The organism is Streptomyces noursei (genome assembly GCF_016917755.1).
Classification (GTDB): domain Bacteria; phylum Actinomycetota; class Actinomycetes; order Streptomycetales; family Streptomycetaceae; genus Streptomyces; species Streptomyces yunnanensis.
Map to the genome: position 1 here is coordinate 2,977,721 of NZ_CP070326.1, position 22,985 is coordinate 3,000,705.

Annotated in this window: 19 protein-coding genes; 9 read left to right on the forward strand and 10 right to left on the reverse strand. The window is 73.8% G+C overall.

The genetic code is table 11. The features are described 5' to 3' along the window. Positions 1 to 96: 96 nt before the first annotated feature. Positions 97 to 834 carry a TetR/AcrR family transcriptional regulator gene (locus JNO44_RS13220; RefSeq protein ID WP_420882640.1) on the reverse strand — a complete coding sequence of 246 codons (738 nt, stop codon included), beginning with the start codon at positions 832 to 834 and terminating at the stop codon, positions 97 to 99. 63 nt (positions 835 to 897) lie between these two features. Here JNO44_RS13220 and JNO44_RS13225 point away from each other — a divergent pair, with 63 nt between their 5' ends. The 3 genes from JNO44_RS13225 (at position 898) to JNO44_RS13235 (ending at position 4,042) form a co-directional block, all read left to right on the forward strand. Continuing rightward, positions 898 to 2,457 (forward strand): FAD-dependent monooxygenase, encoded by a 1,560-nt coding sequence (locus JNO44_RS13225; RefSeq protein WP_205364201.1) that lies wholly within the window; start codon positions 898 to 900, stop codon positions 2,455 to 2,457. 177 nt (positions 2,458 to 2,634) lie between these two features. Continuing rightward, positions 2,635 to 3,375 carry a maleylpyruvate isomerase family mycothiol-dependent enzyme gene (locus tag JNO44_RS13230; protein ID WP_205364202.1) on the forward strand — a complete coding sequence of 247 codons (741 nt, stop codon included), beginning with the start codon at positions 2,635 to 2,637 and terminating at the stop codon, positions 3,373 to 3,375. 10 nt (positions 3,376 to 3,385) lie between these two features. Continuing rightward, the gene (locus JNO44_RS13235) at positions 3,386 to 4,042 is read left to right on the forward strand and encodes an MBL fold metallo-hydrolase (protein WP_205364203.1); all 657 of its coding nucleotides are present in this window, start codon (positions 3,386 to 3,388) and stop codon (positions 4,040 to 4,042) included. Positions 4,043 to 4,101: 59 nt separating this feature from the next. Here the strand turns inward: JNO44_RS13235 and JNO44_RS13240 are convergent, their stop codons facing one another. The 3 genes from JNO44_RS13240 to uvrB form a co-directional block, all read right to left on the reverse strand. Then, complete coding sequence (locus JNO44_RS13240) at positions 4,102 to 5,115, reverse strand: TerC family protein (RefSeq protein WP_205364204.1); 1,014 nt, start codon at positions 5,113 to 5,115, stop codon at positions 4,102 to 4,104. A gap of 159 nt (positions 5,116 to 5,274) precedes the next feature. Beyond that, on the reverse strand, positions 5,275 to 7,293 hold the full coding sequence (locus JNO44_RS13245; RefSeq protein WP_205364205.1) for a TerD family protein: 2,019 nt from the start codon (positions 7,291 to 7,293) through the stop codon (positions 5,275 to 5,277). A 215-nt stretch (positions 7,294 to 7,508) separates the two neighbouring features. Next, a complete protein-coding gene (uvrB, locus tag JNO44_RS13250; protein WP_205364206.1) occupies positions 7,509 to 9,656 on the reverse strand; it encodes an excinuclease ABC subunit UvrB in 2,148 nt (715 codons plus the stop codon). A 491-nt stretch (positions 9,657 to 10,147) separates the two neighbouring features. Here uvrB and JNO44_RS13255 point away from each other — a divergent pair, with 491 nt between their 5' ends. From JNO44_RS13255 to JNO44_RS13265, 3 genes are all read left to right on the forward strand, one after another. Further along, the gene (locus JNO44_RS13255) at positions 10,148 to 11,029 is read left to right on the forward strand and encodes a glycerophosphodiester phosphodiesterase (RefSeq protein WP_205364208.1); all 882 of its coding nucleotides are present in this window, start codon (positions 10,148 to 10,150) and stop codon (positions 11,027 to 11,029) included. An 88-nt stretch (positions 11,030 to 11,117) separates the two neighbouring features. Continuing rightward, entirely contained in the window at positions 11,118 to 11,717 is a 600-nt protein-coding gene (locus JNO44_RS13260) for a methylated-DNA--[protein]-cysteine S-methyltransferase (protein WP_039637524.1), read from the forward strand. Positions 11,718 to 11,816: 99 nt separating this feature from the next. Further along, complete coding sequence (locus JNO44_RS13265; protein WP_205364210.1) at positions 11,817 to 12,359, forward strand: DUF1697 domain-containing protein; 543 nt, start codon at positions 11,817 to 11,819, stop codon at positions 12,357 to 12,359. Between the two features lie 33 nt (positions 12,360 to 12,392). Here JNO44_RS13265 and JNO44_RS13270 read toward each other — a convergent pair whose 3' ends face one another. The 5 genes from JNO44_RS13270 to JNO44_RS13290 form a co-directional block, all read right to left on the reverse strand. After that, complete coding sequence (locus tag JNO44_RS13270; protein WP_205364212.1) at positions 12,393 to 12,854, reverse strand: type II toxin-antitoxin system PemK/MazF family toxin; 462 nt, start codon at positions 12,852 to 12,854, stop codon at positions 12,393 to 12,395. 296 nt (positions 12,855 to 13,150) lie between these two features. Further along, positions 13,151 to 13,792 (reverse strand): nucleoside/nucleotide kinase family protein, encoded by a 642-nt coding sequence (locus JNO44_RS13275; RefSeq protein WP_205364213.1) that lies wholly within the window; start codon positions 13,790 to 13,792, stop codon positions 13,151 to 13,153. Positions 13,793 to 13,833: 41 nt separating this feature from the next. Beyond that, entirely contained in the window at positions 13,834 to 14,280 is a 447-nt protein-coding gene (locus tag JNO44_RS13280; RefSeq protein WP_205364214.1) for a hypothetical protein, read from the reverse strand. 105 nt (positions 14,281 to 14,385) lie between these two features. Further along, positions 14,386 to 15,264 carry an IclR family transcriptional regulator domain-containing protein gene (locus JNO44_RS13285; protein WP_205364215.1) on the reverse strand — a complete coding sequence of 293 codons (879 nt, stop codon included), beginning with the start codon at positions 15,262 to 15,264 and terminating at the stop codon, positions 14,386 to 14,388. An 87-nt stretch (positions 15,265 to 15,351) separates the two neighbouring features. After that, positions 15,352 to 16,296, reverse strand: coding sequence for a quinone oxidoreductase family protein (locus JNO44_RS13290; RefSeq protein ID WP_205364216.1), 945 nt, complete (start codon positions 16,294 to 16,296; stop codon positions 15,352 to 15,354). A 547-nt stretch (positions 16,297 to 16,843) separates the two neighbouring features. Between JNO44_RS13290 and JNO44_RS13295 the strand changes: the two genes are divergently transcribed. The 3 genes from JNO44_RS13295 to JNO44_RS13305 all read left to right on the forward strand — a co-directional run bounded on the left by JNO44_RS13295 (position 16,844) and on the right by JNO44_RS13305 (position 20,694). Further along, positions 16,844 to 17,023, forward strand: coding sequence for a hypothetical protein (locus tag JNO44_RS13295; RefSeq protein ID WP_039637517.1), 180 nt, complete (start codon positions 16,844 to 16,846; stop codon positions 17,021 to 17,023). Then, positions 17,020 to 18,663 carry an NAD(P)/FAD-dependent oxidoreductase gene (locus tag JNO44_RS13300; RefSeq protein WP_205364217.1) on the forward strand — a complete coding sequence of 548 codons (1,644 nt, stop codon included), beginning with the start codon at positions 17,020 to 17,022 and terminating at the stop codon, positions 18,661 to 18,663. Before JNO44_RS13295 ends, JNO44_RS13300 begins: the two co-directional genes overlap by 4 nt. Before the next feature lie 276 nt (positions 18,664 to 18,939). Further along, entirely contained in the window at positions 18,940 to 20,694 is a 1,755-nt protein-coding gene (locus tag JNO44_RS13305; protein ID WP_328285841.1) for a CDP-glycerol glycerophosphotransferase family protein, read from the forward strand. A 57-nt stretch (positions 20,695 to 20,751) separates the two neighbouring features. On the opposite strand, the gene JNO44_RS13310 is transcribed toward JNO44_RS13305, so the two are convergent. Further along, positions 20,752 to 22,887: an NB-ARC domain-containing protein gene (locus JNO44_RS13310; protein ID WP_205364218.1), complete on the reverse strand. Its 2,136-nt coding sequence runs from the start codon at positions 22,885 to 22,887 to the stop codon at positions 20,752 to 20,754. Positions 22,888 to 22,985: the final 98 nt, after the last annotated feature.

Sequence of the window (22,985 nt, forward strand, 5' to 3'; positions counted from 1 at the left end):
TCTTCACCCAAACGTGTGGCGGCCCCGCAACCTTCCCACCGCGATGACCAGCCGTTACACCGTTCAGCGGGCGGCACCCCCGGGGTGCGCCCGCGGTCACCCCCGCCCGAGCCCCCCGTCGGGCAGCGCCCGCGCCAGCACGTCGAACGTGTGCCGGATCACTGCTTCGTGGTCAACGGCCACCTCGTCCACGGGGTCACCCTCCAGTTGCCGAACGACGGCCTCCGCGAAGAACGTCCGCCAGCCCGCGATGATCAACGCCGCGGCCAACCGGGCGTCCCGACCGGGCCGCGCGGGGTCGCCGCCGGCCGCCTCGGCGAGCGCCCCGGCCAGCGCGGCCTCGACCTCCTGCACCGCCTCGCGCGCCCGCGCCCGCAGCGAGGGCGCCTGAAGCACGGTCCGGTAGAAGTGCTCGAACCCCTCCCCCGGCCCGCCCAGCGGGTGCCGCTGGGCCAGCAGCTCCAGCGCCAGCCGGCGCAGCGCGGCCAGCGGCGTCTCGTCAGCGCCGCGCCCCCGCACCGCCCCGACGACCAGCTCGACGGCCTCGGGGACCCGGTCGAGGAAGAGGTCCTCCTTGCGCGGGAAGTAGTTGAAGACCGTCATCGTGGACACCCCGGCGGCATGGGCGATCTCGGCGACGGCGACGTTGTCGAAGCCGCGCTCGATGAAGAGCAGCGTGGCCTCGCCGGAGATCCGCTGTCGGGTGAGCAGCTTCTTGCGCTCACGCAGGCCCAACTGTCCGCCGCCGTCCGCACTCCCGGCCGCCGTCCGCACCACCGGCCGCGCCGCGGGCCGCCCCGGCTCCCGCTCCCCCGTCGACTTCTTCTCCGCCACCGTCTCTCCTTCCGAAAGGAAAATTGTAGCGAGAATAAATTTTTAGTCACTACACTGTTGTTCATGAAGCGCGACGCAGACGTAGTAGTGGCAGGGGGCGGCCCGGTGGGGCTGATGCTCGCCTGCGAATTGGCACTGGCGGACGTCTCGGTCGTCGTCCTGGAGCGACTGACCGAGGTGGACACCACGATCAAGGCGGGGGCGATCAACACCCCCAGCGCGGAAGCCTTCTACCGGCGCGGGCTGCTGCCGCCCCTGGTGGAGGTGCAGAAGGCCACCATGGCGCGGTTCGACTCCTTCGTCCGGCAACGGCAGGCGACCGGCGCCGCCGCACCGGGGCCGGCGCCGAAGTTCGCCGGGCACTTCGCGGGCATCATGCTCCGCGGGGATCTGCTCGACGAGTCGGACCCGGACTTCGGCCACAGCGGCCCGGCCGGCGAGGTCGGTCTGATACCCCAGGAGGCCCTGGAGCGGATCCTCGGCGAACGCGCCACCGAACTGGGCGTCACCGTGCGCCGCGGGGTGACCCTCACCGGCCTCGACACCGACGACACCGACGGCGGCACCGTCCACGTCCACACCTCGGAGGGGTCGCTGCGCGCCGGCTGGCTGGTGGGCTGCGACGGCGGTCGCAGCACGGTGCGCCGGCTCGCCGACTTCCCCTTCCCCGGGACCGATCCCTCGATCACCGGCCACCAGGCCCTCGTGGAGCTGACCGGCGCCGACGCCCTGAGGGCCGGCTGGAACTGGACCGACACCGGGACGTATGTGCACGGGCCGATGCCCGGCCGGATCCTGACCGTGGAGTTCGACGGCCCGCCGAAGGACCGCGAAGCCCCGATCACCGCCGAGGAGTTGCAGACCTCGCTGCGCCGGGTCTCGGGCGTCCCGGACGTGACGGTCACCAAGGTGATCTCGGCGACCCGGTTCACCGACAACGCCCGACAGGCGTCCACCTACCGCCGCGGCCGGGTGCTGCTGGCCGGTGACGCGGCCCATGTGCACTCACCGTTCGGCGGCCAGGGCCTCAACCTCGGCATCGGCGACGCGATGAACCTCGGCTGGAAGCTGGCCGCCACGGTGCACGGCCGGGCTCCTGAGGGGCTGCTCGACACCTACACCGCCGAGCGGCACCCCATCGGCGCGTGGGTGCTGGACTGGACCCGGGCCCAAGTGGCGCTGATGCGGCCGGAGTCGCACGCCGGGGCGCTGCGCCAGGTGATCGCCGAGCTGTCCGGGACGACCGACGCCACCACCTTCTTCGTCAAGAAGATCTCCGGCGTCTGGCAGCGCTACGACCTGCCCGGCACGCACCCGCTGACCGGCCGCAGCGCCCCCGACCTGGAGCTGTCCGACGGCCGCCGGCTCGCCGACCATCTGCACGGCGGCCAGGGCCTGTTGCTCGACCTCGCCGACGACCCGGCACTGCGCGAACGCGCGGCCGGCCACCGCGACCGGGTGCGGATCGTGACCGCGGGCTGCCCGGACCGGCCCGACCTGGCCGGCCTCCTGGTGCGCCCGGACGGCTGCACCGCGTGGGCGGCCGACGCGCCCGGCGACCACGAGGAGTTGGACGCGGCGCTGGGCCGGTGGTTCGGGGTGCCCGCCCCGGTACCGGCATAGGTCCGGGTCCGCTTCGCGGGCACGACCCGGCCGGCGTACGGGCGTGGGAAGGGCGGTATCCCGTCCGCCCCTTCCACGCCCGCGCGCACCACTCGTGCCACCGGTCACCACCTCATTGCCACCCGGAAGGTTTGCGTCCGTCTCCCGGACCCGCCCGGGCAGCGCTAGCGTCGAGCCATGACCATCCCTCCTGATTTCGCGCGCGATGTGGCCGCCGTCCACGACTCCACCGACCGTCTGCTGGTCTCCCTGGGCAAGCTCGACGACGACGCGGTCGGCGAGCCGTCGCTGCTCCCCGGATGGACCCGGGGCCACGTCCTGGCCCATCTGGCCCGCAACGCCGACGCCCTGGTCAACCTCCTGAACTGGGCGCGGACCGGCGTCCCCACACCGATGTACGCCAGCGCCGCGGCGCGCGACGAGGACATCGAGCGGCGCGCCGACCGTCCGTTGAAGGTCCACCTGGAAGACCTCGGGGAGAGCGCGGCCCGCTTCGATGCCGCGGCGCGGGCCCTGCCGGAGAACCGCCGGGCGTACGAGGTCGAGATGCGCAACGGCGTCGTCGAGCGGGCCGATCGGCTGGCGCTGCGCCGGCTGACCGAGGTGGAACTGCACCACGTCGACCTGGGCGTCGGCTACACCGTCGAGCAGCTGCCGGACGACTTCGTGGACAGCGAGTTGGACTTCCTCACCGGGATCAAGTTCGCCCGCCACCCGGGGCTGACGGCACTGGAGCTGCACGCCGACGACGGCCGCCGGTGGCGCACCGGAGGCGGCGGTTCCACCGACGGGGCGTCAGCCGGTCCTGTGGTGGTGAGCGGCTCGGCGCGGCACCTGGTCGGCTGGCTGACCGGGCGCGCGGACGGCGGCCTGCTGGACACCCACGGCGCGCCGCTGCCGGTCATCCCCCCGCTCTAGAGTTGGTGCCATGACCTACAGCGGAGCAGTGAAGGTCGGCGGACCGGCCGACGTGCACGAGCTGACCGACCTGATGATCTCGAAGGTCGCGGTCGGTCCCACGAACAACAACGCGTACGTACTGCGGTGCCGGGCCACCGACGAGCAGCTGCTGATCGACGCGGCCGCCGAGCCGCACACGCTGCTCACCCTGATCGGTGACAGCGGTCTGGCGTCCGTGGTCACCACGCACCAGCACGGCGACCACTGGGGCGCGCTGCGCGAGGTCGTCGACGCCACCGGCGCGCGGACGTACGCCGGGCGGTACGACGCCGAGGGCATCCCCGTCCCCACGGACGTGCTGGTCGAGGACGGCGACACGTTGACCGTCGGCCGCGTCCGGCTGACCGCACGTCATCTGGTCGGACACACCCCGGGCAGCATCGCGCTGGTCTACGACGACCCGCACGGCCATCCGCACGTCTTCACCGGGGACTGCCTCTTCCCCGGCGGGGTCGGCAACACCTGGGGCGATGCCGAGCGGTTCGGCACGCTGCTCGACGGCGTGCGGCGCAAGCTCTTCGACGCGTTGCCGGACGAGACCTGGATCTATCCGGGCCACGGCTCCGACACCACGCTCGGCGCCGAGCGGCCGCACCTCGCCGAGTGGCAGGAGCGCGGCTGGTAGCGGCCGAACGCCCGGTTCCGGGCCCGGCGGGCGGATCGTCGCCCGCCGGGCCCGTGCCGTTATCGGCGGGTGTCCGACCGGTCCGCGTCCGCCGACACCGCGGGCTCCCCGGTCTCCGGCCCGGCCGCCGCCGCGCGCCGCGAGGCCCGCAGGCTGGTCACCGTCGTGATGGCCAGCACCGCGCAGATCACGCCCAGCGAGACCGGAATGCTGATCTCCGGGACGGCCACCCCTGACTCGTGCAGGGCGTGCAGCACCAGCTTGACGCCGATGAACCCGAGGATCACCGACAGGCCGTAGGAGAGGTGCACCAGCTTCTTCAGCAGCCCGCCGATCAGGAAGTACAGCTGCCGCAGGCCCATCAGGGCGAAGGCGTTGGCGGTGAAGACGATGTACGGGTCCTGGGTCAGGCCGAAGATCGCCGGGATCGAGTCCAGGGCGAAGAGGACGTCGGTGGTGCCGATCGCCAGCATGACGATCAGCATCGGCGTCATCAGCCGCCGGCCGTTCTCCACGATGAACAGCTTGGTGCCGTGGTACCGGTCGGTGGACGGGAAGCGGCGCTCGACCGCCTTCAGGAAGCGGTTCTCCTCGAACTCCTCGTCCTCCTGGCCGGCCCGCGCCTCCTGGATCAGCTTCCAGGCGGTCCAGATGAGGAACGCGCCGAAGAGGTAGAACACCCAGGAGAAGTTGGCGATGATCGCCGCGCCGGCGCCGATGAACCCGGCGCGCAGCACCAGCGCGATCAGTACCCCGACCATCAGCACCCGCTGCTGGTAGACGGCCGGCACCGCGAACTTGCTCATGATCAGGACGAAGACGAAGAGGTTGTCGACGCTCAGCGACTTCTCGGTGATGAAGCCCGCGAAGAACTCGCCGGCCGGCGCACTCCCGCCGAACACCAGCAGGCCGAGCCCGAACAGCACGGCGAGTCCCATCCAGACACCGGTCCAGATACCGGCTTCCTTGAGGGACACCTCATGGGGTTTGCGTCCGCCGATGAAGAAGTCGACGGCGATCAGGGCGCACAGACCAAGGATGGTCAGCACCCACAGGTTCAGGGAAACGTCCACTGCTCCTCCGGCAAGGTCATACGGCACACACAGCGTCGTCGCTGCCGGGGGACTCCGACGCCCCTCCGCACAAGAAATGGTAAAGGAGGTTCATGAAATGGCAAAGGAAGGGATAAAACCGCTGGTGAGTGGCTTGACCTTGAGCTGGTGACGGCGGTGTCAGCCGGTCTGCGGGTCCGCGGCGCGGCGGGCCTCGGCGACGCGGTCCAGCACCCGGCGGATCACCTCGCTGCGCCGGGGCGCGAGCGGCGGCTCGTACGTCCAGGCGTGGCCGACCCACGGATCGGCGAGATGGGTGTCCGGGACAGGTGTGAGCCGCAGCAGGGCGCGCCAGAGCGGGTCCAGGACCGGGCCGTACTCCCGTGCCCGGCTCCGGTCGGCGACCATCATCAGGTGGACCCCGACCGCGGGGCCCTCGTCGGCCAGATAGCGCAGCTGGTTCAGCGCGCGGTCGTCGAAGCCGTGCGGGAAGTCATGGACGATCAGCAGCTGCTCGGCCGGATCCAGCTCCGGCGGCAGGGCCTCCGTCGCACGGTGGCGCACCGCCATCTGGAGGAGGTCGACCCGCCGGGTCAGCGCCTCCAGCACCGCGGCCACGCCCCGGGCACCGGCGGCCGGAGGCTCGGGCAGTGCGCCGCTCTCGCGCAGCGGGGCCAGCGCCGGCCCGGCCGAGCCGGCGGGGTCGAGGACCTGGACGGCGTATCCGCCCGGCGGGTGGGCGGCCAGCAGCCGGGCGGCGACCGCAACGGCGGTCTCCAGGGCGAGCCGCCCCAGCGCGGCCTCGTCGGGCGCCGCGTCGGTCAGCGCGCTGCCCAGCTCCCGGCGGCCGAACTCCCGCTCGGGGTCCCGCCCGGCACGGGGATACGGCCCGGGACCGCTGTCGATCCACAGTCCGCGCTCCAGCGGGAGCCGGACGAGCAGCGGAATGCGCAGCTCCGGGGCCTCGGGGAGGTGCAGATCGCCCAGTCGGACCGCCATCGGGGGCTGCCGCGGCACCTCGTAGGCGTGCCACACCGGGTTGTCCCAACGGGCGAGCGCGGGCGGCAGCGCGGGCTCCACCACCTCCGACTCGGCAGCGAGCTGGGCCAGGTCGCGGTCGAGGACGGCGCGGGCCCGGCCGACCAGGTCGGCGTGCCGGTCCCGGGCGGCGACGCGGGCGGCCTCGGTGGCGCCGCCCAGACGGGCGCGGGGGTCGGCGAGCGCCTCGTCGAGCTCCCGCTCCAGACGGGAGGCGGCGAAGCCGGCGGCGCTGCGGTACGCCGCGACCGACCGGGCCAGGTCCTCGAACATGCCCCGGACCTGGTTGTAGAGCCGCTCCTCCATGCTCCAGCCGTTGGCGTCACCGGCGACCGGGGCGGCCGGGCCGTCCGGGCCGCCGGCTGCCACGGGCGGGGCGGGAGCGGGCGCGGGGGCGGCCGTGGAGGCGGTGGGGCGTCGGGGGTGGCGGTAGTCGAGGCGGGCGCCGGCCGGCGGGGCACCGAGGCCGACCGCCGGGGCGTCGGGAACACCGGCGAGGGACTCGGTCTCCGGGGCGAAGGCGGTGGGCCCGGGGGCCGGACGCTCGGGGCGGACCGCCGGCACCGGATCGGGCGCGGCCGACGGGTCGGGGGCCGCCACCGCCGGGGCGCGTCCTGTGCCGGTCGCCTCCTCGATCCGCGCGGCCAGCTCCGCGGCCCCCGGCAGCCCCTGGTCGCGCAGCAGCTCCGCCAGCCCGCCGGCGTACCCCTGGCCCACGGCACGGATCCGCCAGGCGCCCTGTCGCCGGTACAGCTCCACGGCGACCAGCGCGGATTCGGGGCCCAGGCCGGTGACGGTGTACCCGGCGAGGAGGATGCCGTCGGGGGTCGTCACGGCGACCGACGGCGCGGCGGCGGCGCCGAAGCCGCGCGGTGCGCCGGGCCCGCCCGGCAGCGCCAGCAGCACGCTCACCCGGTGCACCGCGCCGGGCAGCACACCGAGATCGACGGCGATGCGCTGTACGGCGGCCGGCCCGGAGGGCACCTCGACGCCCGCGCGGCGGGGCGCGCCCGGATGGGCCACCGCCTCGGCGCCCGACAACCGGCCCTGTTCGTCGCCGAGCGTGACCCCGGCCAGGACGGGCCCGTCGGCCGCGATCCGGATCTCCACACGGGTGCGGTCCAGCGGGTGGTTCTGCCCCCGGACCAGCTCCGCCGTCATCGTTCTCCCCTTGCGTGTCGTACGGGTCGTACGGGTCGCTTCTCGCCGTCCGCGGCCCGCCGGTCCGACGGCGCTGTCCCCGACCCTATGCAGGGAGCCGGGCCCGAGCGCGCCGAGCCCGGCCATCGTGGCGGATCTGCAACGCATCCGGGCAGGTCCGCGGCCCGCCCGGTGCCCCGGGGCGGGCCGCCGTCGCTCCGCCGGTGCTCCCGCCGCTACTTCAGTCCGGCCTCCCTCATCTGCCGCAGCTCCTTCTTCAGCTCGCTGACCTCGTCCCGGAGCCGGGCCGCGACCTCGAACTGCAGCTCCGCGGCGGCGGCCCGCATCCGCTCGGTCAGCTCCTCGATCGTGTCGGCGAGTTCGGCGGCGGGCCGGTCCGTCAGGACCTCGCCGCCCTTGGCGGCCTTGCCCTTGGCGGCCTTGCCCGCCTTCCCGGCCTTCCCACCGAGCGCCGGGACCGGCGCCTTGCCCTTGCCGTCCTTGTCGCCGGGCTTGCCGTAGCCGCTGCCCAGCAGCTCCTGGGTGTCGATCTCCTCGCGAGCGAGGGTGGCGACGATGTCGCCGATCTTCTTCCGGAGCGGCTGCGGGTCGATGCCGTTCTCCTTGTTGTACGCCAGCTGCTTCTCCCGGCGGCGGTTGGTCTCGTCGATGGCCCTCTCCATCGCCGGGGTGATCTTGTCGGCGTACATGTGGACCTGGCCGGAGACGTTACGGGCCGCCCGGCCGATGGTCTGGATCAGCGAGGTGCCGGAGCGCAGGAACCCCTCCTTGTCGGCGTCCAGGATCGCCACCAGGGAGACCTCCGGCAGGTCCAGGCCCTCCCGGAGGAGGTTGATGCCGACCAGCACGTCGAACTCGCCGGACCGCAGCTCGCGCAGCAGCTCCACCCGCCGCAGGGTGTCCACGTCGCTGTGCAGGTAGCGGACCTGGATGCCGAGCTCCAGGAAGTAGTCGGTGAGGTCCTCCGCCATCTTCTTGGTGAGGGTGGTGACCAGGACGCGCTCGTCCTTCTCGGTGCGCTTGCGGATCTCGTGCACCAGGTCGTCGATCTGCCCGTCGGTGGGCTTGACCACCACCTCCGGGTCGACCAGGCCGGTCGGCCGGATGATCTGCTCCACGAAGCCGTCGCTGCGGGACAGCTCGTACGGGCCGGGCGTCGCGGAGAGGTAGACCGTCTGACCGACCCGGCCCAGGAACTCCTCCCACTTCAGCGGCCGGTTGTCCAGCGCGGACGGGAGCCGGAAGCCGTGGTCGACGAGGGTGCGCTTGCGGGAGGCGTCGCCCTCGTACATGGCGCCGATCTGCGGGACGGTGACGTGCGACTCGTCGATGACCAGGAGGAAGTCCTCCGGGAAGTAGTCCAGGAGGGTGTTGGGCGCCGAGCCCGGCTCACGGTCGTCCATGTGCCTCGAGTAGTTCTCGATGCCCGAGCAGGAGCCGATCTGCCGCATCATCTCGATGTCGTACGTGGTGCGCATGCGCAGCCGCTGGGCCTCCAGCAGCTTGCCCTGCTTCTCCAGGGTGGCGAGCCGGTCGGCCAGCTCGGCCTCGATCCCGGCGATGGCCTTCTCCATGCGCTCGGGGCCGGCGATGTAGTGGCTGGCGGGGAAGACGTACAGCTGCTGGTCCTCGCTGATCACCTCGCCGGTGAGCGGGTGCAGGGTGGACAGCGCCTCGATCTCGTCGCCGAACATCTCGATCCGGACGGCCAGCTCCTCGTAGACCGGGAAGATCTCGATGGTGTCGCCGCGGACCCGGAAGGTGCCCCGGGTGAACGCCAGGTCGTTGCGGGTGTACTGAATGTCGACGAAGCGGCGCAGCAGCTGGTCGCGGTCGATCTCGTCGCCGACCCTGAGGGGGACCATCCGGTCGACGTACTCCTGGGGCGTGCCCAGGCCGTAGATGCAGGACACCGAGGCGACGACGACCACGTCCCGCCGGGTGAGGAGCGAGTTCGTCGCGGAATGGCGCAGCCGTTCGACTTCCTCGTTGATGGAGGAGTCCTTCTCGATGTACGTATCGGACTGCGGGACGTACGCCTCGGGCTGGTAGTAGTCGTAGTAGGAGACGAAATACTCGACGGCGTTGTTCGGCAGCAGTTCGCGGAACTCGTTGGCGAGCTGCGCCGCGAGGGTCTTGTTGGGCGCCATCACCAGCGTCGGGCGCTGCAGCTTCTCGATCATCCACGCGGTGGTCGCCGACTTGCCGGTACCGGTCGCACCCAGCAGGACGACATCCTTCTCACCACCGCGGATGCGCCGGTCCAGCTCGGCGATGGCCGCCGGCTGGTCGCCGCTGGGCTGGTAGGAGCTGACGACCTCGAAGGGCGCCACCGTGCGTTCGATCTTTGAAACGGGCCGCATGGGATCCACCGTACGACCCGCCACTGACAATCGGTGCCGCATCGGATCTGACCTGCGGTTTCCCGAGGGCTTGCGGACCGGCGAGGCGAGCGGACCGGCCCGCGGCCGGACGGTGGGGGGCACCGCCCGGCACGATCATGACAGCCGGGGAGGCGGCCGAGGACCGGTGTCGCCGCGGCCGGCCACGGGGTATGCCCTGGACTCGGCCGGCAAAAACGGTCATATGCGCGACGGGTGACTCGCCGTCGGCCGAGATGCGCGGATGCCGCGGCTCCGGCAAGTTGGACGACGTCGGGACGTATGTCTGCTGCACGGCCATTTCGGGCACCCTGCAACTGCGACGCTCCGCACGGAATACCAGCCATTCTTCGTTCAGCGTCCGTCCACCGCACGTCCCCCTCCCCCTCCGGCCCGGCTGCGAGCCTCCGACCGTCCGCCCCGTTCACCTCACTTCACGTCAGCTCACTTCCACGACGTCACGAGGAGTCCGTATGCGTATTCGCCCCGTCGTCGCCGTCGCCGGCGCGCTCATGGGTCTGTCCGCATTCGCCCTGCCCACCACGGGCGCCCAGGCCGCGGCCCATGGGCACCCCCCTGTGGTGGTCGGCCATCGCGGCGCCGCGGCGTACGCGCCCGAGAACACGCTCGCCTCGGTCGACACGGCCAGCCGGCTCGGCATCGCCTGGGTCGAGAACGACGTCCAGCGCACCAAGGACGGCGAGCTGGTCGTCCTGCACGACACCTCGCTGGCGAGGACGACCAACGTCAAGAAGGTCTTCCCGGACCGCTCCTCGTGGAACGTCGGCGACTTCACGCTCCGTGAGATCGAGAAGCTGGACGCGGGCAGCTGGTTCGGCGCGAAGTTCAAGGGCGAGCGGGTGCCGACCCTGGAGGATTACCTGGAAGAGGTCGAGGACAACGGCCAGAATCTGCTGATGGAGCTGAAGAACCCCGAGCTCTACCCGGGCATCGAGCGGCAGGCGCTGCGGGAGCTGCGCCACGACGGCTGGCTCGACCAGGAGCACCTCAAGCGCCGCCTGATCGTCCAGAGCTTCAACGCCGACGCGATCAAGAAGGTCCACCGCCTGAACCCGGCGATCAAGACGGGCTTCCTGGGCAGCCCCTCGGTGGCCGACCTGCCCAAGTACGCCGCCTACTGCGACCAGATCAATCCGCCCCACACGGCCGTCACCCGTAAGTACGTCAAGGCGGTGCACGCGCTCCGGGGCCCGCACCACCGGCGGCTGGAGCTCTACACCTGGACCGTCGACGACGCCAAGGCCGCGGTCAGCACCGCCGACCTCGGCGTCGAGGGGCTCATCAGCAACAAGCCCGACGTGGTGCGCAAGGCGCTCGGCGGCACCGACTCCTGACCGTCCCGGCGCGGTCGGGAGCGGGTCCGGCGGTGGCCGTCGGACCGTTCCCCGCCGCGTTGTCAGTGGCCGGTCCTAGTCTGGGCACGTGACGAACACAGAGCACGGTCCAGCGCCGGCCGCGGCGCCGGACGCCGCCCCGGAGGCGGCCGTCCCGGCCCGCCGCGACTGGGCCTGGACGCACCTTCGGACCCCGATCGGCCCGCTGCTGCTCGCGGCGACCCGGGAGGGCCTGGTCCAGGTCGTCTTCCATGCCGACGAGCGGAAGGCCCGGCGGGCACTGGCCCGTCTGGAGTACGCCTTCGGCGGGCCGCCGCTCCCGGAGATACCGCATCTGGCGACGGCCGCCGCCGAACTCGCCCGCTACTTCTCCGGCGAGCTGCGCACCTTCACGGTCCCGCTGGACTGGTCGCTGTCCGGGGGCTTCAACGCCCGGGTGCTGCACGCGCTGGCCGACGGCGTGGCGTACGGCAGTGTGGTCGGCTATCAGGACCTCGCCGACCGGGTCGGGGAGCCGGGCGCGGCCCGGGCGGTGGGTGCGGCGATGGGCTCCAACCCGCTCCCCGTGGTCGTTCCCTGCCACCGGGTCGTCGCCAGCGACGGCGGGATCGGCGGCTTCGGCGGCGGCCTGGAGACCAAGCGGCTACTGCTGGCCCTGGAGGGCGTGCTGCCCGCTCCGTTGTTCTGAGCGCCGGCCCGGCCGCCGTCCGGCCGGTTCCGTCCCGTATCCCGTCCGTGCCACCGGAATCCGTCCCGCCGGCCGGCACCGTTCCACGAAGGGCCGCGCATGTCCCGTCAGATCGCCCTGCTCCGCGGTATTAACGTCGGAGGCCACAACTCCTTCCCCAAGGCCCGCCAGCTGGAGCTGGCCCGTTCCCTGGGGCTGGCGGACGTCACCGTGCTGCTGCAGACGGGAAACATCGTCTTCGCCGATCCGGGGACGCCGCCAAAGGAGACCGCCCGGCGGTTCGAGGAGCGAATCGCGGCCGAGCTGGGCCTGACGGTGCCGGTGCTCGTGCGGACCCGCGACGAGCTGGCCGCCACGGTCGCCGGGAATCCGTTCCCGTCGGCCGTGCCGGAGCCCAAGACCCTGCACGTGACGTTCCTGTCGGAGGCGCCGACCGACACCGCCCGGCTGGACGCGCTCGACCAGGCCGCCTACGCGCCGGATCAGTTCCGGTTGATCGGCCGCGAGCTGTTCCTGTGGTGCCCGGGCGGCAGCGGGCGCTCCAGGCTCGCCGAGGCGGTCGGCCGCGCCCGGCTCGGGGTGACGGCCACCGCGCGCAACTGGAACACCGTCACCAAGCTGCTGGCGCTGGCCGACGCCTGACCACCCGGGCGCCGCGCCCCGACCCGCCGGGCCTCAGCGCCAGCCGTGGAGTTCTCGCAGCCGGTTGGCGACGAGGTTGAAGCGGCCCCGGTCGAGCGCGCACGCCTCCCGCCGCATGCCGTCCGGGTGGACCCGCAGCACCCGGTCCACGGCGACCCAGGAGTCGCGCCCCGCGCGGTCCCACGGGCCGGCGCCGATCGCCACCCAGTCCCGGTCCTCGTTGTGCCGCTTGCTCGACAGCTGCACGGCCAGCAGCGTGCCCGCCGCCTCCCGGGCCACGACCAGGACCGGTCGGTCCTTGCCGCGCCCGTCGTTCTCCTCGAACGGGACCCAGGTCCAGACGATCTCGCCGGGGTCCGGGTCGCCGTCCGGGTCGGGGGCGTAGGTCATCGCCACGGCGCCGACGGCACGCGGCGGGACCTCGACGGTGGCGGTGGGCCCCTGGCTGCCGGGCAACGGTGCGTGCTCGTCTGCTGCATTGAACGAAGTGGTCATCCCCCGCACGCTACCGGCCGTGCCGAACGCGCTGATCAGCGGGACGCGTTCGGCCGTCCGCGGTCGACTGTCAGTGGTCGGCCGTACGGTTTTTTCAGCGGGGCGGTCGCCGGGATCGCCCGGGAGGGGGCGCGATGTACGGGACCAGGACGCATCCGGAGTTACCTCAAGAGGGCTGCGGGGCAGGGGAGTCGAGTGGGGACTGTCCGCGCGGCACCGCGGTCGCGGCCCGTCCCGGGCGGTTCGCGCGGTTCGCGCGGTTCGCGCGCCGACTGTTCGCCCGGCGGCCCGACCGGTCAGCCGGGCGCTCCGCCCCAGGCCGGCCGGCGGGGGTCGTCGGCCCGGACGACGACGTCCGCGGACTCCTCGGGTCGGACCTCGGCCTCGTAGCGGGCGAACGCCGGCAGCGTCCAGCGCTGGTCCTCCGGGGTGCGGCGGGCGAGCGCCGCCGGCGACAGCTTCAGGTGCACCGAGAGGTCGAAGGGGAACCACTGCCCGAGCAGCAGCGGGCCGTGCAGCAACACCAAGCCGCCGGGCGGCAGTTCCACGTAGGCGCTGCGCGTCGCCCGGTCCGCCTCAGGGTCCCACAGGTCGGGGAGCACCCGCCCGGTGCCGCCCGGCTCCAGCGGCTGGAAGATCTCGCGCCACAGGGCCCGCCGGTCGAACCACTCGTCGTAGTAGGCGTCCGGGTCCTCGCGGCCGTACTCCAAGCGCAGCGAGGCGGGCCGCAGGAAGCCGTGGGCGCCGGCTTTGTGCACCGCCCGCCCCCGGAGTCGCAGCGCCTCGGCGAGCCGCCCGGCGAGGTCGCCGGGGGCGGCTGCGGGAGCCCCGTCGACCGCCACCCGCAGCCAGGGGCTCCCGTCGTGCGCCGTCAGCGCGTCGATGCGCGCGGCGAGCGCGTCGGTGAGCCGTTCCCAGGTGATCGCTTCGAGCCGCACCCGGCCATTCTGCCCCGCCGGCGGACAGCGGGCCCCCGGGGTCAGCGGGAGTGCGGTCCGCCGGGCGGGGTGCCGCGGTGGTCGAAGACGACGCCGGCCTGCACCACGGGACCGGTCATCACACCGCCGCTGATCGTGTTGTGCACGTCCCGCACGACGCTCTGGGTGCCCTGGGGCGCCACCTCGTCGAGCAGTCGGCGCAGTTCGGCCGCCGCGGCCGGGTCCTCCGCGAGCAGCCGCCGCAGCCGGGCCTTCCAGACCACGGCCACCCCCTGGGGCACTTCCTCGTCGCCGTCCTCCCGGGCGCTGATGACGTCGGTGCGCGCCTGGTCCAGCTCGCGTTCGACCTCCGCCTCCTCCTCCGCGCCGCGGCGGCGGGCGAGCACGGCGGCCATCCGCCGGCGGACCGTGGCCCAGCCCTCGGTCGCCATCTGCTGCACCAGCGTCGTCGCCCCGGCCGTGGCGAGCGCCACCAATTCCGCTTCCATCGGACCCCCTTGGATGTCGTGCGCGCCGTGTGCCGCGCGTGGTGCCACGGTAGAGAGGCAGACGGCCTCATGAACAGCCGCCCGGCCGTGCGCCGCGATCCGGGTTCAGCTGTGCGCCGGCCCGGCCGCTCCGTGGCGGCTGAGCACGGCCGCCGCCTCCTTCGTCGCCTCGATGACGCTGACGGGGGCTTCCGGCATCACGGTCTTCTGCTTGAGCAGCAGCACCGCGCCCATGATGGCCCCGTCCCACATGATCGGTGCCGCGCAGGAGTTCCAGCCGGCCATGCACTCCTCGTAGCCGAGCGCGTGGCCGAGGTCGCGGACCTCCGCCAGGGAGGCGAGCAGCGCGTCGTTGTCCCGGTAGACGCCCGGGCCGGCCTGTTCGGGGACGGGTTCGGCCAGCACCCGCTGCTGGAGGACCTCGGGGAGGTAGGCGAGGATGGTGCGCCCGGAGGCGCCGGTGCGCAGGGAGCGGGTCACGGACAGCACGTCGCGCGGTGTCATGCCCAGTTCGGCGAGGTCGGAGTCGCCGACGGCCATGTCGACGCACTGCCGCTGCGCGCCGGAGAACGGCGCCACCATGTAGAGGAAGACCAGCCCGTTGTCGCTTGCCTCGCGCAGTTCGGCGAGGACCGTCTGCGCGCCGTCGAGCCGGTGGTCGAGCGCGGTGAAGGCGAGCTGGGCGGCGGAGGTCCGCAGCCGGTAGAGGCCGCGGTCCACCCGCTCGAAGATTCGCTGGTAGATGCCGGACTGCAGGATGCGGTAGACGACGGAGTCGTCCAGGCCGGTGAACTCCGCGATCTCACCGGGCCCGTGGGCGGATCCGCCCAGCTCGGCGAAGGCGGTCTGGACGAGGAAGACCCGTTCGGCATGGCCGGATCCCGACGTCCGGGAGCCGGCGGCGGCCGCGCTCTTGGATGCCTGGCCGGTGCGCTGCGCGGCCTCCGGAGCCGTGGACTGCGACGCTGCGGTGCGATGGCCCATCGTGTGCTCTCTCCCTTGGCAGTGATCCGCGCCCGAAGGCGCACGGCGTGTGCGGTGCTCGGTGCCCCGCCCCTGAGGGCACCGGCGTCAGCGGGTGACGTCGAGGGCGAGTTTCCCGGTCGGTGTGCGGGCGGCGAGGTCGTGGTGCGCCCGCATCGCGTCCCCGAGCGCGTAGGTGGTGCCGGTCAGTGTCGTGAGGGAGCCGTCGGCGACGGCGTCGAACAGCGCCCGCATGGAGGTCGGCAGCGCGGTCCGGTCGGCGTAGAGCTGGGGCAGCCAGAAGCCCGAGACGGTGAGGGAGCGCTCCATCAGTTCCCGGGTGGAGACGTTCGCCAGCTCGCCGCCGGCGAAGCCGTAGACGGCGAGCCGGCCGCGCGGTGCGACGGCGGCCAGGGTCCGGGCGAAGGTGGCGCCGCCGGTCATCTCCAGCGCCGTCTCGACCGGGCCGCCGGCCGCGTCCAGGATGCGCTCGGTGAGGTCCTCGGCGGTGGAGTCGACGACCGCGTGGGCGCCCAGGTCCAGGGCGAGTTGACGCTTGGCCGCGGTGCCGGCGAGGCCGATGACCTTCGCGCCGGCACGCGCCGCGAGCTGGACGGCCAGCGTGCCGACCCCGCCGGCCGCGGCCGGGACGACGACGCTCTCGCCCTCGGTGAGGCGCAGCGCGGTGAAGAGCAGGTGCCAGGCGCTGTTGCCCTGGAGGGCCAGCGCGACCGCCTGCTCGTCGCTGACGGTGTCGGGGATGTCCCAGGTGACGCGGCGGTGCAGCAGGGCCCGTTCCGCGTATCCGCCGCCGCGGGTGAGCCCGACCACCCGCCGGCCGCCGTCGACGGTTCCGACGACCTCGTTGCCGGGTATGTAGGGAAGTTCGACCGGGGCGAGGTAGGTGTCCCCGCGGACGTGCACATCGGCGTAGTTGACACCGGCGAGGGTGACGTCGACGAGCGCGTGCCCGGCGCGGGGCGTCGGCTCCGGGGCTTCCTCCAGGCGGAGCACGTCCGGGCCGCCGAATTCTCGCATCACGATCGCGCGCACGACTCTCCCTCAGATTCTCCGGTGCGGTGCCCGCACAGGGTAGGCACGGCGGCGGCCGACCCGCCGCATCCCGATCATTTCGCGCCAACCCTTCGGACTTTTCGGGACCGATGGACTTCCGGCCGCCCCCGATTCCCGGAGGTTTTCTCGCTACGCGAGAAAACAGGGGAGCGTTTTCAGTCCATTGCGCCGTTTTGGTGTAGATCTACCCGGCGGTATACGGCGGGTGGCTCCCACACATCTCTCACTCGATTCCGGCTACCAGAAGTGATCGCCGCCGCCTACGATCCGGACGTGTGTCCGCCGTTGACGAGATCCGACGGCCGCGTTCCCCAGGGCGGAGCATGGCGCGCGAGGCAGCGGTGCCGGCCCGTCCCACCTGGTGACCCGGGTGGGGAGTGGCGGAGGACGAGGCTCGGGTCTCGCCGGGGCGGGCACGGCCTGAGGGGGAATCATGATGGGGAAAACGGGGGGCGGCAGGCCGGCGTTCGCACCGGCCTGCCGGGACCCACAACGGGCTCTGCCTCTTCCGCCGGCACCTCTGCGCATGCTGCGGACCGCGTCTGCTTCCCTGCCGTCGCTGACCACACGGGTCACCGACGCCGCCGACGCCGTCATCGCCGCCGCGCGCCGCCACGCCCGGCCGTACGCCGCGCCGCCCTTTCTGGACGCGGCCCGGCCCCGCCAGGGGCTCGCGCGCCACCGCCGAGAAAGGGACCGCCCATGAACGCGTCGAGCAGTACGACCAGCGCCGGGCTCCAATTCACGCACCCGTACCTCGCCGTGGTGCTCGGCGGCGGATTCACCGGCATGCTCGCCGCCGCCGCGCTGTCCGAGTACGCCGATGTGGTCGTGGTCGAGCGGGAGCAGCTGCCGCGGACCCCCGTGCTGCCCACCGATCTTCCGCAGCCGCGGCACACCCACTTACTGGCGGCGGACGGCGCCCGCGTCGTGGAGAGCCTGCTGCCCGGCACGATCGACGGCTGGCTGACCGCGGGCGCCCGTCTGCTCCCGATGCCGTCGGAGCCCACCGCTCCGCTGTCGCCCGGCCGGCCCGTCCGACGGGCCCGTACCCGGGAGGTGTTCGCCTGCTCCCGTGATCTGCTCGACCGGGTCCTGCGCGAGCAGGTGCCCGCCCTCCCCGGGGTGCGGGTCCTCGACGGCACGGACGCCGAGCGGCTGACCGGCACCGCCGAACACGTCACCGGCGTGTGGGTCCGGGACACCACCAGTGGCGAAACGTACCGCCTGGACGCCGATCTCGTGGTCGACGCCACCGGCCGCTCCTCCACCACCCCGGACCGGCTGTCGGCGCTGGGGCTGCCCACCGTCCCCGAGGACGTCCGGGACCCCGGCATCGTCTGCGCCACCCGCGTCTTCCGCGTCCCGGCCGGATACGAGAACTGCTCGGTGCTCACCGCCCGTTCGGGCCACGGTCGGGCCGGCGGCGCGGCCGGCAGCGCCCCCGCACCCGAATCCCTGCTCCCGGCCGCCCGGACGGCGACGCTGGTCCCCATCGAGGACGGACGCTGGCTGGTCACCCTCACCGGCGCCGGCACCGGCGACGAGCGCCCCTCCGAACGCGCCGACCGCTTCGTGCCGTTCGCCCGCGGGGTCCACACGGCCATCGCCGACCTCGTCACCGACGCCGAGCCACTGAGCGAGGTGCGGCTGACCCGCGACACCTCCAGCCGCCGCCACCGCTACGAGCAACTGGCGCACTGGCCCAGCGGGTTCCTCGCCCTCGGCGGCGCCGTGGCCTCGGTCAACCCGGACTACGGCCAGGGGCTGTCGCTCGCCGCCCATGGCGCCGCGGCGCTGCGCGCGGCGCTGCGGCGGTACGGCCTGGACGACCCCGCGCTGGCCCGCAGGGTGCAGCGCACCGTCGGCGGGCTCGTCGAGGCTCCGTGGGTGCTGGCCACCGGCGCCGAGCCGGTGCCGTCCCCGCGCCCCGGCGCGCCCCGGACGTCGCTGGCCAGCCGCGTCGTACGCGGCGCCATGAGCGGACTGCGCACCCCGGCCGCCGGCCTGCCACCGGTCTGCCGCGCCTACGTCGACGTGGTCACCCCCGCCGTCCCGATCGCACGTCTGCCGCGCCCGTTCACCCCGCAAGCGGCGTCCGCGGTGCGGTCGCCGGACCTCGACACCCCGGACAGCACGGACGCGCCGTCCGACCTGCCGTCCCTGTTCACCGCCCCCGCCGCGGCACTCACCGTGCCACCGTCCCCGGCCGCGCCGGCCGGCCCCGGCCCCGGCCCCGACGCCGAGCGGGCTCCCCGCCGGCTGCCCCGCCCCCTCGGCTTCGGCCCGGCGTCGCTGCGGCTGCGTCGGCTCAACGGCGGCAGGCGGAAGCCCGACGGCGCCTGAGGCCCGGCCCTGGCCCCGGCGCGGCGCCGGGGCTGAACTACCGTGGGCCCCGGACACGTCCGCTCACCGGTGGCCCGGCCGTCGGTGAGCGTCACCATCAAGGGGTTGCGGAATACGGTGATACGCGCTAATCGCAGTCTGGCCGCGAACCGCGAACCGCGAACCGCGAACCGCGAACCGGGGCCGGGGCCGGGGCCGGGGCCGGGGCCGGGGCCGGGCGGGAGCGGCGGCGTCGGTGGAGGGGCGTCCGCGGCTGCGGCTGACACCACCCACGGGTTGTTGCCGCCGCTGCGGGTGCCGGTGGGCGACGATCCCGAACGGTGGCGGACTTTCCCCGGCGAGCGGCTGGTCGTCGCCGTCGCCCGCACCGTCACCTCCACCGTCCGGGTCCTCGACGTCCTCCGCCCGGTGCTGCGCGACGACCCGCGGGTCCATCTGGTCTTCGCCTTCGATCCCACCTCCGCCTTCAACGACGGCGTCCACGCCCTGCTCCGCTCGGTCGGTGCCCGGGTGCTGCCGTGGCACCAGCTTCCCGGGATCGATCCCCACCTGATCATCACGGCGACCGAGAACGCCGACCTCACCACCGCGCCCCACACCTGCCCGGTACTGGTGCTGCCGCACGGCGTCGGCTTCCACAAGGTCGTCCCCGACTCCCGCAGCGACCGGGACCGGCTGGCCGGCGTCGTCCCGGACGAGCTGCTGCGCAGTGGCCGCGCCCGGCTCGCGATCTCCCACCCGGACCAGGCGGCCCAGCTCGCCGCCGCCCACCCCGCGACTGCCGGTCGCACCCTGCTCGTCGGCGACCCCTGCTATGACGCACTGCTCGACGGACGGGCCCTGCGCGGACAGTACCGCCGGGCGCTCGGGGTCGCGGACGGGCGCCGCCTGATCATGCTCAGCTCGACCTGGCGCGACCACTCGGTCCTGGGCCGGGACGCCGCTCTCCCGGCCCGTCTGCTCGCCGAACTCCCGTTGGACGACTACGCCGTGGCGCTGGTCACCCACCCCAACATCACCTCCGCCCACGGCCGTCAGGCCCTCCGGTCGCACCTCGACTCCGCGCACGACGCCGGACTGTTGACCATTCCACCGACCGCCGGCTGGCAGGCCACCCTGCTCGCCGCCGACCTGCTGATCGGCGACCACGGGTCGGTGACCTTCTACGGAGCGGCGCTCGGCACCCCCCTGCTGCTCGGCGCGTTCGGCGACGACGAGGCCGTCGCCGGAACCCCCATGGCGGAGTTGGGCCGGATCGCCCCGCGCCTGCATCCCGACGCGCCGCTGCGACCGCAGATCGAGCGGGCACTCGGCAGCGGCCGGGCGGCCGGCGACGACACCGCAGAGCGGCTGCGCAAGGTCGGCGAGAGCGCCTTCGCCGCCCCGGGTCGGGCCCTGGCGCTCCTGCGATCCGCCGTCTACGACCTGCTGGACCTCTCCGAGCCGGCCGGCCCGCCACCGCGCCGCGCACCAGAGCCACCGGTCCCGCAGGACCGCCCGGAACCGACCACCGCCTGCCACGTCCACACCTCCCTCACCGAGGACCCCGACGGACCGGACGGCCCGCGGATATCCGTCGAACGCACCCCGGCCGCGGTGGCCGCCCGCTCCTGCGGGGCGCGCGGCGATGCCCTCGAGGGGCCGTTCCGCCATCTGTCCTGTGCGGACGACGAGCGCGACCGGCAGTGGCCGGAGAGCGCATCCGTCCTGGTCCGCCGGGATCCGGCCGACACCGTCGTGGCCGCCGACCGGTGGATCGACGACACGCTCGCCCGCTACCCCGGCTGTCTGCTCGCCGCCGTCACCGTCGTCGGTCGCGGCTGTCGGGCCGGTCTGCGCGACGGCCGGACGGTGGAGGTGTCCGCCACCGGCCGGTTGGACGACGCCACCGTCCTGGCCTCCGCCGTCTACGCCTGCCTGCGCGCCGGACGGCCGCCGGAGGGCTTCGCCACCCTCGCGCTCGGCGACCGCACCGAGGACGCGGTGCTGCGCCTCACCCGGCGGGCGAGCCGGCCGCGCCCCGGCGGCTGACGGATTCGCGTGCGGACGGGCGCTCCCCCGGTGCTCCGGCCCGCCGCGCCGTCCGCGTCATTCCTTCGTGCCGTCGGCGGTGGCGTCCGTCAGTCTGCGGCGCAGCTCCGCGGCGCGCGGGCCGCCGCCCGCCTCGTATATCTCCAGGGCCCGGGTCAGATGGCGCCGCCAACGCTCGTGATCACCGCGTTCCTCGGCCAGCTCCGCCAGCGTCTCGCACACCTGCGCCTCGTAGTGGACGGCGCCGCGCTCGCGCAGCATGGCGACGGCCTCCTCCAGGGCCGCCACGGCCTCCGTGATCTGCCCCAGATCGCGGCGTACGCCCCCGATGGCGGCCAGCGCACGGGCGCCCATCCGCCGGTCGTCGAGGGCCATGAACCCGTCGTAGGCGTCCTGCAGGGTGGCCCGGGCCTCCTCGGTGCGGCCGACGGCGTGTTGGGCGCAGCCCATGAAGAAGCGGCCGATGGCGATGCCGCGCTCGTCGCCCGCGGCGCGGTAGTAGACCATCGCCTCCTCGTAGGTGGTCACGGCGCGGGCCGGGTCGCAGCGGTCCCAGTAACGGCCGTGGAACTCCCGGACGGAGGCGCGCAGCAGGGTGTGACCGGACGCGTCGGCCCGGGCGACGGCGGTCTCCAGTTCCCGGCGGGCCCGGCGCAGTTCGTCGCGGTCCATCAGGGGGCGGGACAGCAGTGCGCGCAGGCGGGCCTCGGCTGCGGGGTTGCCGTCCTCGGCGGCGTGCCGGGCGCCCAGGTCGCCGCTTCTGACCCAGTCGTTGAGGTATCTGCGGTTGAGGAAGAGCGCGGTCAGCGCCTCGGCGAGCTCCCACACCCGGCGGTGCCATCCGTGGTCGGCGGCGGCCTGCTGGGCGGAGAGCAGCTCGCCGCGCCAGGCGTCCAGCCAGTCGAGCGCCTCGTCCCGGTGGGCGAAGGCGGTGGCCCGGTCGGCCTCGCCCAGCCGGTCGGTGTAGGCGCCGATGCGCATCCGGCGGCCCATGACGGCGAGATCGGCCTGGGCGGCCCGGGTGAGCAGATGGTCGACGACGCGGGCCACGGCGGCGGTGCGCTCGGCCTCGTCGTCGTCCTGGGCGGCCCGTTCGCGGGCGTGCAGGCGCACCAGGTCGTGGAACTCGTAGCGCCCGTCGGCGGTCATCGTGATCAGGCTCGCGGTCTCCAGGACGTCGAGCTGCTCGGCGGCGTGGGCGACGGTCGTCCCGGCTGCCGCGGCGGCCGATCCGGCGTCCCAGTGGCGTCCGGGATGCAGGCCCAGCAGGCGGTAGAGCCGCGCGGCGGGTGCGGGCAGTGCCGCATAGGCCACTCCGAAGACGGTGGACACGGTGCGCTCCCCTCCCCGGCGCAGGGCGTCCAACCGGCGCCGGTCGTCGGCCAATTCCTCGGCCAGCGCGGCCAGCGGCAAACGTGGATGCATCACCAATCGCGCGGCAGCGACCTGCAGGGCCACCGGCAGTCCGCCGCAGCTCGCGACGATCCGACGGGCCGCGGCCTCGCCGCCCGCCGCGATGCGCTCCTCCCCGCACAGCCGGCGGAGGAGTTGCAGCCCGTGCTCCGGCGACAGCGGTTCCAACGGCATCAGGCGGGCGCCGTCGCCGAGCAGTTCCCCGAGCATCGACTGGCTGGTCGCGAGGACCACGCTGCCGGGGGCGCCCGGGAGCAGCGCCCGCACCTGCGCCGGCTCGGTGACGTCGTCGAGGACCATCAGCACCCGCTTGTCCGCCGTCAGGGTGCGCAGCATGCCGGTCAACTCGCCCAGGCTGGCGGGCAGATAGCGGTCCTCGACGCCGAGTGCCCGCAGGCATCGACTCACCCCGGCCGAGACGTCGCCGCCGGCCTGGGCCCGCAGCTCGGCGAAGTCCACGTAGAACTCGCCGCCGGGGAACCGGCCGCGCTCCTCGTGCGCCCATCTCCGTACGGTCGCGCTCTTGCCCACCCCGGGCAGGCCGCTGAGCACCGCCAGGCCCCCGCCGGCGCCCACCCAGCCGTCGATCTCCGCCAGCACCGGCTCGCGGTCGACGAACTGCGGCGACCCGGCCGGCACCTGCCGCGGCACCGGTTGCTCCGGCCGCGACATCTCGATCCGCACGCCGCCCTCGATCACCCCGGCCTGGATCACCGGGCCGTGCGCGGTGCCACTGAAGTCGTTCCGGACGCGCTCGGCGTCCGCGCCGTCGTCTCCCATGCCGGTCCCCCTCGCCTCCGTCGACTCCGTACGGGAAAACGCTACTTGACGCCACTGACAACGCGGCGCGGCGGTGGGTCGCGCGGACGCCGCCTTCG

Coding starts and splice junctions, on each gene's coding strand:
- JNO44_RS13225 (WP_205364201.1), top strand. CDS start 898: ATGAAGCGCGACGCAGACGTAGTAGTGGCAGGGGGCGGCCCGGTGGGG.
- JNO44_RS13230 (WP_205364202.1), top strand. CDS start 2,635: ATGACCATCCCTCCTGATTTCGCGCGCGATGTGGCCGCCGTCCACGAC.
- JNO44_RS13235 (WP_205364203.1), top strand. CDS start 3,386: ATGACCTACAGCGGAGCAGTGAAGGTCGGCGGACCGGCCGACGTGCAC.
- JNO44_RS13245 (WP_205364205.1), bottom strand. CDS start 7,293: ATGACGGCGGAGCTGGTCCGGGGGCAGAACCACCCGCTGGACCGCACC.
- uvrB (WP_205364206.1), bottom strand. CDS start 9,656: ATGCGGCCCGTTTCAAAGATCGAACGCACGGTGGCGCCCTTCGAGGTC.
- JNO44_RS13255 (WP_205364208.1), top strand. CDS start 10,148: ATGCGTATTCGCCCCGTCGTCGCCGTCGCCGGCGCGCTCATGGGTCTG.
- JNO44_RS13265 (WP_205364210.1), top strand. CDS start 11,817: ATGTCCCGTCAGATCGCCCTGCTCCGCGGTATTAACGTCGGAGGCCAC.
- JNO44_RS13270 (WP_205364212.1), bottom strand. CDS start 12,854: ATGACCACTTCGTTCAATGCAGCAGACGAGCACGCACCGTTGCCCGGC.
- JNO44_RS13280 (WP_205364214.1), bottom strand. CDS start 14,280: ATGGAAGCGGAATTGGTGGCGCTCGCCACGGCCGGGGCGACGACGCTG.
- JNO44_RS13285 (WP_205364215.1), bottom strand. CDS start 15,264: ATGGGCCATCGCACCGCAGCGTCGCAGTCCACGGCTCCGGAGGCCGCG.
- JNO44_RS13295 (WP_039637517.1), top strand. CDS start 16,844: ATGCTGCGGACCGCGTCTGCTTCCCTGCCGTCGCTGACCACACGGGTC.
- JNO44_RS13300 (WP_205364217.1), top strand. CDS start 17,020: ATGAACGCGTCGAGCAGTACGACCAGCGCCGGGCTCCAATTCACGCAC.
- JNO44_RS13310 (WP_205364218.1), bottom strand. CDS start 22,887: ATGGGAGACGACGGCGCGGACGCCGAGCGCGTCCGGAACGACTTCAGT.